The sequence below is a fragment of the Lottiidibacillus patelloidae genome, from assembly GCF_002262935.1.
In the GTDB taxonomy this organism is placed as follows: Bacteria; Bacillota; Bacilli; order Bacillales; family SA5d-4; genus Lottiidibacillus; species Lottiidibacillus patelloidae.
On record NZ_NPIA01000015.1, the window covers coordinates 1 to 10,754 of the forward strand.

Below are 10,754 nucleotides of genomic sequence, written 5' to 3' on the forward strand. Positions count from 1 at the left end.
AAGTAAGATCCCTTAGAGATGATGAGGTTGATAGGTCTGGTGTGGAAGCGTGGTAACACGTGAAGCTGACAGATACTAATCGATCGAGGACTTAACCAAAATATAAAAAGCGAGGCGACTGTATAGTTTCGACAAGCGCTGGAACTCATGAATGAGAAGTCCAAAAGACTTCGACTGATGGAGTGAAGCGACCTCGAGAAACTAGGAGCCGCAGCTGGACTATTAAATGTATGTGATTGTCGTTATCTAGTTTTGAAGGAACGATGTTCCTTTAATTTAATAACTTGTCTGGTAATGATGGCGAAGAGGCCACACCCGTTCCCATACCGAACACGGAAGTTAAGCTCTTCAGCGCCGATGGTAGTTGGGGGCTGTCCCCCTGTGAGAGTAGGACGTTGCCAGGCAATATAAAAAAGCTAAGACTGAAGTCTTAGCTTTTTTTTGTTTGTTCATCTAAAAAAATAAAAAGAAGATATGGTACTTTAATTGAGGTTATTTGTAAGAACTCTATGATAAATGGAAAATCATTTGTTGCATATGTATGATATAACTCACTCCACCAATCTGTTTCATAACGACAAATCATACTTAAATTATATAACATTAAGTAATGTACAATTACTTCAGGAAAAGGAGAAAATAACTCTCGTTCACTTGGTAAATAAAAAGAGTTATCATATAGATGATAAAATAATGGAGGAACAAAGTTACTAAAATGACTTTCACTTTTTTCAAAAAGCAAGTAGTCGCTTTTTTCATCGTAGTACTTACAGTTATTTCTTAATTGTCCTTCCAGGAAGTCTTTTAGTCTACTTTTAGTCATATTCAAATCATCCATTACAGAAGTTGGAATATATAAAAACTGCTCACTGTCCTTGCCAATGAATCTGCTAGGCGTTTTATTATTATATTTTAAATAAAGGTGATTTACTTCTGGAATTCGCTTTAATAAGTCATTCATTGTATACTTTTGATTTTCCTGCGGACTTATATTGTACATTTGCTGCGAAAAGTGTGTAAAGAGACCGTTTTTTTGTACCTTTACTTCATCAAATAAAAAATCATAATTTTGTTTTTTTCTTTTCCTTGTTGAAACACCGTGTGCTAACACTGATGTTGAATTTGGATAATCAACATCTACAGTTAACAAACATGCTTTTAAAAGTTGAACCATACCGTAAAACAATAATACAGGCTGTATGGATACAGGTGCCTCATATGCAAGACGGTAATAGTTTTTTCCATGCTCTAAGTAGTACATGAAAGGATAGGAATTGTTGTAGCTTTTTACATCTGCATCAACAATGCCCTTTTTCTTATAACATGTTTGTAAATAGCTTTGAGCATATTGTGCAGATTGGTATGGAATGACCCTCTTCCATAAATGATTAAATTGCAATGTCATCCCTCCAAGTATAAATGCCTATCTATTAGTTTGTACGAATTGCCAACAGTTATAACTATAAATTTAATAAAAAAATATGATACAATTACGTTTAGAAAAAGGACGAGGTGAAACTATAGTGAAAACAGCAAAACGTTTACTTACAAGTTTAGTTATTATTACTTTATTTCTTTCATTATTTCCAAAAACAAACTTTGCCGATGATTTTCTAAACTTAGAAGGAGAGTCTGCAATATTAATTGAGGCAGAAACAGGGAAAATATTATTTCAAAAATATCCCGATTTAATGCTCCCTCCTGCAAGTATGACAAAAATGATGACAGAATACTTAGTGTTAGAAGCAGTAGCACAAGGTAAAATTTCTTGGGAGCAGACTACATCAATAAGTGAATTTGTATATACAATTTCGCAGTTCCGAGAATTGTCTAACGTTCCATTGCGTAAAGATGAACAGTACACTGTGAAAGAACTTTATGAAGCAATGGCTATATATTCTGCAAATGCAGCGACAATTGCATTAACAGAATTAATTGCAGGGTCAGAAACAAATTTTGTTAAAATGATGAATGACAAAGCTGCTGAGATGAACTTACCAGATTATAAGTTTGTAAATAGTACTGGGTTAAATAACTCAGACTTATTAGGACAGCACCCTCAAGGTACAGATGCGAATGAAGAAAATATGTTATCTGCTAGATCTTTAGCGTTACTTGCATATAACTTAATAAAAGATTATCCGGAAGTGTTAGATACTGCGAGTATCCCTTTTAAAATTTTCCGTGAAGGTACTTCAGATGCAATTCATATGCCAAACTGGAACTATATGTTACCAGGATTATCGCAAGAATACGCTGGTATTGATGGACTGAAAACAGGTATGACAGACTTAGCGAAAAACTGTTTTACAGGAACTGCTGTAAGAGATGGAATGCGATTAATCTCAGTCGTCATGAAATCTCCTACTAGAACGTCTCGTTTTACAGATACGAAAAAAATAATGGATTATGGATTTAGCAACTTTACAATAAAAGAATTGTATGGAGCAGACTATCAAATAGAAAATGCTTCACTACTAGATGTTGTCAAAGGGAAAGAAAAAACAGTTGAAATTAAATCGACAGATGCTTTAAAGATAGTTATGAAAATTGGCGAAGAAGAGTTTTATAAACCTGTCTATTACTTAAACGAAGAGCTTTTTACTGAAGATAATGAGCTGACAGCACCTATAAATAAAGGCGATAAAATAGGGTATATGACTGCTGAATACTCAGGTAAAGAAAGCTTTGGATTTATTACCGAAGCAGGAGAAAAATTAGAAAGAGTAGATGTTGTAACAACTGCTGATGTAGAGAAAGCTGGTTGGTTTACATTAATGTTGCGTGGAATTGGAGAGTTTTTCTCTAATATTTGGGCGAACATTGCACAATCTATTAGTAACCTATTTGCTTAAGCATTTCAATTTATATTGAAGTGCTTTCTTTTTTTTCTAAAATAGTGCAGAATATTGAATGGATAGTGGTAAAATAGGTATGGATTGTTAAGAGTTCAATTCATTGTCAAACAAATGCTTCTTGAGTAAAATGAAGCTAGAAACATACATATTAGGAGGAATTTTAAAATGGCTCAAATCGGTACTGATCGTGTAAAACGCGGCATGGCAGAAATGCAAAAAGGCGGCGTTATAATGGATGTTGTAAATGCTGAACAAGCAAAAATCGCTGAAGCTGCAGGGGCAGTTGCAGTTATGGCTTTAGAACGTGTTCCTGCAGATATTCGTGCAGCAGGTGGGGTTGCTCGTATGGCAGACCCAACAATTACAGAAGAAGTGTTAAATGCAGTTTCAATTCCAGTAATGGCAAAAGCACGTATTGGTCATATTGTTGAAGCAAGAGTATTAGAAGCAATGGGTGTTGATTATATTGATGAAAGTGAAGTATTAACTCCTGCTGATGAAGTATACCATTTAAATAAGAATGACTTTACTGTACCATTTGTTTGTGGTTGCCGTGATTTAGGAGAAGCTACTCGCCGTATTGCAGAAGGTGCAGCAATGCTTCGTACAAAAGGTGAGCCAGGTACTGGAAACATTGTAGAAGCTGTTCGTCACATGCGTACTGTACAAGCTCAAATTCGTAAAATTGTAACTATGTCTACAGACGAAATTATGACTGAAGCGAAAAACTTAGGTGCACCATATGAATTATTACTTCAAATTAAAAAAGAAGGTAAGTTACCAGTAGTAAACTTCGCTGCAGGTGGAATTGCAACTCCAGCAGATGCTGCGTTAATGATGCAGTTAGGTGCTGATGGTGTATTCGTTGGATCTGGTATTTTTAAATCGGATAATCCAGAAAAATTTGCTCGTGCAATTGTAGAAGCTACTACTCACTATCAAGATTACAAGCTAATTGCTGAGCTTTCAAAGGGATTAGGTACTGCAATGAAAGGTATTGAAATCTCTACATTAGATGCTTCTCAGCGTATGCAAGAGCGCGGCTGGTAAAAGGGAGATTAAAGTAATGGTTAAAGTAGGAGTGCTAGGACTACAAGGTGCAGTAAGAGAACATGTGAAAGCACTTCAAGAATCAGGTGCAGAAGCATTCGTTATTAAACGGGTTGAACAGTTAGATGATATAGATGGTCTTGTTTTACCAGGCGGTGAATCAACTACGATGCGACGCTTAATGGATCTTTATGGATTCATGGATGCGCTTAAAGATTTTGCAGAGCAAGGGAAACCTATCTTCGGAACTTGTGCTGGGATGATTTTACTTGCATCTGATATTGAAGGCCAAGATGATGCTCATCTTAAGCTAATCGACATGAAAGTGGCGAGAAATGCGTTTGGTCGTCAAGTAGATAGTTTTGAAGTTGATCTACCTGTTAAAGGTGTAGGCAATGATTTTAATGCGGTATTCATCCGTGCTCCATATGTAATAAGTGTTGGAGAGGAAACGGAAGTACTTGCAACATACAATGATAATATTGTTGCTGTACAACAAGGGACTTTCCTTGCTGCTGCTTTTCATCCAGAATTGACGGAAGACTATCGTATGCATGAATATTTTGTAGATATGGTGAAAACAATAAAAGAAGACACTTGCCAATTTTTATAAAATATAGTACATTACTTAATAACTTAATTTAACAATAAAAAAGCGTTGACAGGAACTAGTAGCAAAATTATCTTCGCCAAGAGAGTCGGTGGTTGGTGCGAACCGATGCAAGAGTTTTGTGAATCCATCCTCGAGCAAAATGCTGAACATTTAAAGTAAGCATTTTCGGCAATCGACCGTTATCGATGAAAGTGGCAGATATTTTTTGCAACTAGGGTGGCAACGCGGGTTAACTCTCGTCCCTTCTATATTTAGAAGGTGACGGGAGTTTTTTATTTTCTCAAAAATGATAGGAGGTAGAAAGATGTTAGATTTAAAATTTTTACGTGATAACTTCATTGATGTAAAAGAAAAACTTAAAGGCCGTGGTGAAGACTTATCTGGTTTAGATTCATTTTTAGAACTTGATGAAAAAAGAAGAGATTTAATTAGTAAAACAGAAGTATTAAAGCAAAGAAGAAATGATGTATCTCAAGAAGTCGGGAAATTGAAACGAGAAAAGCAAGATGCAGACCATCTTATTCTTGAAATGAGAAGTGTTGGAGATCAAATTAAAGAAATTGATGATGAGTTGCGCGAGGTTGAAGAAAAGTTAAATGATATTATGCTTACTATTCCTAATATTCCGCACGAAAGTACTCCTGTTGGGGAAACGGAAGATGATAACGTACCTTCTCGTCATTGGGGAGATATAAAAGAGTACAGTTTTGAACCAAAGCCACATTGGGATATTGCAACAGAACTAGATATCGTTGACTTTGAAAGAGGAAGTAAAGTAACAGGAAGCCGATTCGCTTTTTATAAAGGAATGGGTGCGCGTTTAGAACGAGCATTAATTAACTTTATGATGGACTTACATGAAGAAGAGCATGGCTACACAGAGGTCTTGCCTCCATATTTAGTAAATCGAACTAGTATGACTGGTACTGGGCAACTTCCTAAGTTTGAGGAAGATGCTTTCAAAATTCGTGAAGAGGATTACTTCCTTGTTCCGACAGCAGAGGTACCTGTCACAAACATGCATCGTGATGAAATTTTAGGAGCAGATGAGTTACCTATTAGTTATGTAGCCTACAGTGCTAATTTCCGTTCTGAAGCAGGTTCAGCAGGACGTGATACAAGAGGGCTAATACGTCAACATCAGTTTAATAAAGTAGAACTAGTTCGCTTTGTAAAACCTGAAGATTCTTATGATGAATTGGAAAAATTAACTGGTCATGCAGAGAAAGTATTACAACTTCTCGGCTTACCGTATCGTGTAATGAGCATGTGTACGGGAGATTTAGGATTTACAGCTGCGAAAAAATACGATATTGAAGTTTGGTTACCAAGCTATAACACATATCGTGAAATTTCATCTTGTAGTAATTTTGAAAGTTTCCAAGCGCGTCGTGCAAGTATTCGTTTCCGTCGTGAAGCAAAAGGTAAACCAGAATTTGTCCATACGTTAAATGGTTCTGGTCTTGCAATTGGTCGTACTGTAGCAGCAATTTTAGAGAACTATCAGCAGGAAGATGGCACAGTAATGATTCCTGAAGTACTTCGACCTTATATGGGGAATAAAGAAGTAATTAAATAAGTGAATAGTATTTATTAAGTAGGTATATGACTCCCTTGTACAACAGTAACAGGGCTGAGTCTAACAGCGGTAGGAGTTGTGGTCTAAAGTATTTGACTTCTATTCCTAACCAAAGATACTTAATTAGAAAGAAAGCCGAGCTGGTAAGCTCGGCTTTTTCTCCTTATTTTTTTACTAGAGAAATAAATTTCAAACAGTAAATTGCAGAGAGACCAACTAAAATGTAGACGATTTTTGCGATAAGTGAATCCATACCTCCAAATAAACCACCTACTAAATCCCATTCAAATAATCCAACTAATAACCAGTTTAATCCGCCAATAATTAATAATACTAGTGCTAAAAGATCTAAACCTTTCATTTTTAAATCCTCCTTTTAATTTGTATAGTATTTGTATAAGTAGTGTACAAGTTTATTATACAAATATACTATATTTTGTGCAAGTAATTGCTAACAAAAATATTTTCAGCAATTACAACAGTATATATCTATGTTGTTTTGTATAAATTATGTATAATTATTTCTTAAGAGATAATAATGAAGTATTATAAATAGTCATTGCTTGCAATTGGGAGGATAAAAGAATGTATAGTATAAAAAGAGTATCGGAAATGCTTAATATTCCGGCAGTGACGATTAGAGCATGGGAGAGTCGCTATAATATTATTAATCCTACTAGAACTGAAGGTGGGCATCGCTTGTATTCTGAAGAAGAGGTAGCGATAATTAAATGGCTTAAAGAACAAACAGAAGACAATAATATGAAAATTAGTGAAGCTGTTCGTATGTTAGAAAGTATGAAACCTTTTAAAGATAAAAAAGTTGAATCCTCACCATCCAATGAGAAATTGGTAGTTTCCAATAACTATAATAACAACATTGAACAGTTATACTCTAATATTATTGATTTAAATAATCATCAAGCTAATGAAACAATGGATATCGCTTTTTCTATGTATCATTACGAAGATGTTTTTCACAAAATACTAGCACCAACACTGCATTTGATCGGTGATAATTGGGAAAAAGGTAATATTTCAGTTGCGCAAGAACATTTCGGTAGTCAGATAATTTTACAACGATTTAATCAATTTTATCGTACACTACCAGTTAACCCGTTAGCTCCTAAAGGACTTTCTATATGCCCTGAAGGTGAGGAACACCATATAGGGTTAATGCTATTTAGTTTATTTTTAAGAAAGAAAGGTTCAGATGTAATTTATTTAGGTCCAAATACATTACTAGAAAACATTCCCGAAATTATTAAGGAAAAAGATATTAAAATTATTGCAATATCGTCTTCTTCTCCGAAAAATATAGCTAAGCTAGAAAAGTGGCTAGGGCTTTTAAAAGAAAAATTCCCTAGATTAAAAATAGTTGTTGGAGGTAGGGGATTTGCCAATAGTAGAGAATCATTCTCTTTTCATGTGTTATCTAGTGAAGTGACAAGCTGGGAAAAATGGTATGAAAATAACATAAGTAAGTAAGGTAAGGTGATTAAATTGAACGAATGCCCACTCTGTCATATTGATTTAGATGAGGAGCAAAAAGTTACATTAGAAAATGAATATTGTATGTTTTTACAAAAACCGCAGGAAGTGTTAATTGGTTCAGGTCTCATTATCCCAAAACGGCACTGCGAAACGGTATTTAATATAAATGCACAAGAGTGGAAAGCAACATATGAACTTCTTCATGAAGTAAAACAGTTCTTAGATGTGAAATACAAGCCTGATGGATATAACATTGGATGGAACGTTAGTGAAACGGGCGGACAGCATATTATGCATGCACATATGCATGTTATTCCACGTTTTAATGATGAGCCACTTGCTGGAAAAGGTATAAGAAATGCCCTTAAAAGTAAGGAAAATATGCGTAGGTAGGTATTTGTATTAACTTTCTTCATCTTTACAAAAATATTAATAATAGATAATATTAGTGAGGAGTTGTGAAGATAAAAGGAGACGAACATAATTGGAAAAATCATTAAGAAAGTTTGACTATTTCATCATTTTTACTATAATATTTTCAATAAAATTTTTATTATTTAGATATTTTATTTATAAGGACCTTAACCTTATTAAAGTACTTTTAACTGAATTAAGTCCATTTATACTTCTAATTACTATAATTGAATTTTGTTTAAATAAAAATAGACTATGGATTTATTCAATAATAAACATAACTTTGTCAGGTTTTTTATTTTCCATTGTCTTATACAGTAGTTATTTTGGTACATTACCTTCCTATCATGATTTAACGCAATTAAACCAAGTGGGTTCTGTATCTGGTAGTATTAAGCTTTTAATTAGACCTATACATTTTTTGTTTTTCCTAGATCTAATTATTATTCTTCCTTTATTGATATGGAAAAATAAATTGTTTACTGAACGAAAGACTCTTAATAAAGTAGTATTAGCTATTATTTTTATTTTATCTGTAACATCAATATTAATTAATTTAGTACAGGCTAAAGATGAAAAGATTATTGATTCATCCTCATTCGCTTATGAGAATGGACTTATACAATATCAAATAATTGAATTTTATCAAGGGAAAAATAAAGAAGCGGCAAAAACAGTACAGTTTACTACAGAAGATGTAATGGCACTTAAAGGTTCAACACGTATAAGTGATACGTTAGAATATTTTAGTGTAGCTAAAGATCGTAATTTAATATTAATCCAAATAGAATCAATGCAAAATTTCTTAATAAACTTAGAAATTAATGGTGTTGAAGTAACACCTAATATTAATAAGTTACTTGGAGAGAGTATATATTTCTCAAATGTATACCAACAAATTGGTGCGGGAAATACTTCTGACGCTGAGTTTTTAGTTAATACATCATTATATCCTGCAGGTAAACAAGCAACTTCAAAAGCTTATGCAGATAAGCAGTTTCCAAGTTTACCTAGAGTTATGAAGGAGTATGATTATTTTACTACAACTTTTCATGCAGATTATATTACGTATTGGAATCGCCAAGAGCTTTATCCAAGTTTAGGTTTTGATAAGTTTTATGATATAACTTATTTTGGTGAAGAAGATGTTATTGGTTTTGGACCATCAGATGAGGTTTTATTCGATAAAACTTTAGAGGCCCTTGTCGAGATGGATGAAAATAAACAGAAATTCTATGCACATGTTCTCTCTTTAACTAGTCATACACCTTTTGAAATGCCAGAAGATAAAGTTTATATTGATTTGCCGGAAAAATATAAAGATACTTTAGTTGGTAATTATATACTATCTATGAATTATACAGATAAAGTATTAGGTGATTTCATTGAAGGGTTAAAGCAAGAAGGTATATGGGATAATTCTGTCATAGCTATATATGGCGATCATTCTGGGCTACACGGAAGGTTACTGCAAGAAGTAGATAATAAATTAATGAGGGAAATTTTAGGTTATGGATACCCTATAGTAGATCGTTTTAACATACCATTTATTATCGATATTCCAGGGGTAACGAAGGGTACTAAAATTGATCGACTTGGTGGACAAATAGATATTATGCCGACACTTACCAACTTATTAGGCATTTCACTTGAAAATCATATTATATTTGGTCAGGATTTACTCAACTATGAAAATAACTTAATAGGTATGAGATATTACTTGTCTACCGGATCTTATTTTGATGAAGATGTATTATTCTTACCAACTACTAGTCAGCGTGAAAGTAGAACGTATGATTTAGTAACAAGGCAATTAACTGAACGCAAAGAAGATTTCAATGATAAATACAAAAGAATGATCCAAATTTATGAGCTTTCTGACGATTATTTAAATAGTTTACCTTCTAAATAGTATAATACTGTAAAGAGAGCTAAATGCATATTAGCTCTCTTTTTGACTCTGTATTTTTCTGAATAAACTGTAAAAATAAATATTTTAAAATAGAATTGACATCTGTTTTTATTCTTGATATTATAGGTTTCGGCGGTAAGATAATTACTCGCCTAAACGGAGGAATACCCAAGTCTGGCTGAAGGGATCGGTCTTGAAAACCGACAGGGGTGTCAAAGCCCGCGGGGGTTCGAATCCCTCTTCCTCCTCCATATAAAAAAAAACAATCATTTTTAGCGCATAAAAGGAGATTGTTTCCGCAAAGCCACTACATTTGTAGTGGCTTTTTTTGTACTAATTTTTCGTTAGTACTGTTGGTGGCAGAGTGGGAGTTTTAACTTTTCATCGTTCCAGTTCATACGGCGTTAACCGAAAGTTTCAGCTTTTCTAAACTGATCCAGCTTCAACTTTCAGCACCTAGTTAACTTCACACTTCTCAACTACGATAAGTCAACTTCAATGCTAAAGCATGGAGTTTCCTTTATCTCGTTTTGAAGTGTTCCAGTTCATACGGCGCTAACCGAAAGTTTCAGCTTTTCTTATTTGATCCAGCTTCAGCAATCAACGTCTAGAAAACTTCACACTCTTCATTTCGATAAGTCTACATCGAATAGCTTCACTATTCGTGTATCCTTTATCTTAATCAGAGTGCTCCAGTTTTTACGGCGTTAACCGATTGCTTCAGCTTTTCTTATTTGATCCAGCTTCAGCAATCAACGTCTAGAAAACTTCACACTCTTCATTTCGATAAGTCTACATCGAATAGCTTCACTATTCGTGTATCCTTTATCTTAA

At 34.0% G+C, this 10,754-nt stretch carries 9 protein-coding genes, 1 tRNA gene, 2 rRNA genes and 1 other annotated feature; of the genes, 10 read left to right on the forward strand and 2 right to left on the reverse strand.

The features are described 5' to 3' along the window. Positions 1-99: ribosomal RNA gene (locus CIB95_RS15785) — 23S ribosomal RNA — on the forward strand; the annotation flags it as partial. A gap of 188 nt (positions 100-287) precedes the next feature. After that, positions 288-404, forward strand: a 5S ribosomal RNA gene (rrf, locus tag CIB95_RS15790). Between the two features lie 26 nt (positions 405-430). On the opposite strand, the gene CIB95_RS15795 is transcribed toward rrf, so the two are convergent. Then, the gene (locus CIB95_RS15795) at positions 431-1,399 is read right to left on the reverse strand and encodes a YaaC family protein (RefSeq protein ID WP_233144167.1); all 969 of its coding nucleotides are present in this window, start codon (positions 1,397-1,399) and stop codon (positions 431-433) included. Positions 1,400-1,481: 82 nt separating this feature from the next. Between CIB95_RS15795 and CIB95_RS15800 the strand changes: the two genes are divergently transcribed. The 4 genes from CIB95_RS15800 to serS all read left to right on the forward strand — a co-directional run bounded on the left by CIB95_RS15800 (position 1,482) and on the right by serS (position 6,100). Beyond that, on the forward strand, positions 1,482-2,855 hold the full coding sequence (locus tag CIB95_RS15800; RefSeq protein WP_094926737.1) for a serine hydrolase: 1,374 nt from the start codon (positions 1,482-1,484) through the stop codon (positions 2,853-2,855). A gap of 168 nt (positions 2,856-3,023) precedes the next feature. Further along, a complete protein-coding gene (gene pdxS / locus CIB95_RS15805; RefSeq protein ID WP_094926738.1) occupies positions 3,024-3,908 on the forward strand; it encodes a pyridoxal 5'-phosphate synthase lyase subunit PdxS in 885 nt (294 codons plus the stop codon). 16 nt (positions 3,909-3,924) lie between these two features. Then, complete coding sequence (gene pdxT, locus CIB95_RS15810; protein WP_094926739.1) at positions 3,925-4,521, forward strand: pyridoxal 5'-phosphate synthase glutaminase subunit PdxT; 597 nt, start codon at positions 3,925-3,927, stop codon at positions 4,519-4,521. A 36-nt stretch (positions 4,522-4,557) separates the two neighbouring features. Beyond that, positions 4,558-4,768 (forward strand) — a binding site (T-box leader). 57 nt (positions 4,769-4,825) lie between these two features. Continuing rightward, a complete protein-coding gene (gene serS, locus CIB95_RS15815) occupies positions 4,826-6,100 on the forward strand; it encodes a serine--tRNA ligase (RefSeq protein ID WP_094926741.1) in 1,275 nt (424 codons plus the stop codon). Between the two features lie 163 nt (positions 6,101-6,263). Here the strand turns inward: serS and CIB95_RS15820 are convergent, their stop codons facing one another. Continuing rightward, complete coding sequence (locus CIB95_RS15820) at positions 6,264-6,461, reverse strand: DUF378 domain-containing protein (protein ID WP_094926742.1); 198 nt, start codon at positions 6,459-6,461, stop codon at positions 6,264-6,266. 224 nt (positions 6,462-6,685) lie between these two features. Between CIB95_RS15820 and CIB95_RS15825 the strand changes: the two genes are divergently transcribed. The 4 genes from CIB95_RS15825 (at position 6,686) to CIB95_RS15840 (ending at position 10,171) form a co-directional block, all read left to right on the forward strand. Then, positions 6,686-7,588: a MerR family transcriptional regulator gene (locus tag CIB95_RS15825; RefSeq protein WP_094926744.1), complete on the forward strand. Its 903-nt coding sequence runs from the start codon at positions 6,686-6,688 to the stop codon at positions 7,586-7,588. A gap of 15 nt (positions 7,589-7,603) precedes the next feature. Then, positions 7,604-7,987 carry an HIT family protein gene (locus CIB95_RS15830; protein WP_094926746.1) on the forward strand — a complete coding sequence of 128 codons (384 nt, stop codon included), beginning with the start codon at positions 7,604-7,606 and terminating at the stop codon, positions 7,985-7,987. A 496-nt stretch (positions 7,988-8,483) separates the two neighbouring features. Beyond that, positions 8,484-9,920 (forward strand): LTA synthase family protein, encoded by a 1,437-nt coding sequence (locus CIB95_RS15835; protein ID WP_142296526.1) that lies wholly within the window; start codon positions 8,484-8,486, stop codon positions 9,918-9,920. A gap of 158 nt (positions 9,921-10,078) precedes the next feature. After that, positions 10,079-10,171 (forward strand) — tRNA-Ser (locus CIB95_RS15840). The last annotated feature ends 583 nt before the right edge of the window (positions 10,172-10,754 follow it).

Coding starts and splice junctions, on each gene's coding strand:
- pdxS (WP_094926738.1), top strand. CDS start 3,024: ATGGCTCAAATCGGTACTGATCGTGTAAAACGCGGCATGGCAGAAATG.
- pdxT (WP_094926739.1), top strand. CDS start 3,925: ATGGTTAAAGTAGGAGTGCTAGGACTACAAGGTGCAGTAAGAGAACAT.
- CIB95_RS15800 (WP_094926737.1), top strand. CDS start 1,482: ATGATACAATTACGTTTAGAAAAAGGACGAGGTGAAACTATAGTGAAA.
- CIB95_RS15825 (WP_094926744.1), top strand. CDS start 6,686: ATGTATAGTATAAAAAGAGTATCGGAAATGCTTAATATTCCGGCAGTG.
- CIB95_RS15820 (WP_094926742.1), bottom strand. CDS start 6,461: ATGAAAGGTTTAGATCTTTTAGCACTAGTATTATTAATTATTGGCGGA.
- serS (WP_094926741.1), top strand. CDS start 4,826: ATGTTAGATTTAAAATTTTTACGTGATAACTTCATTGATGTAAAAGAA.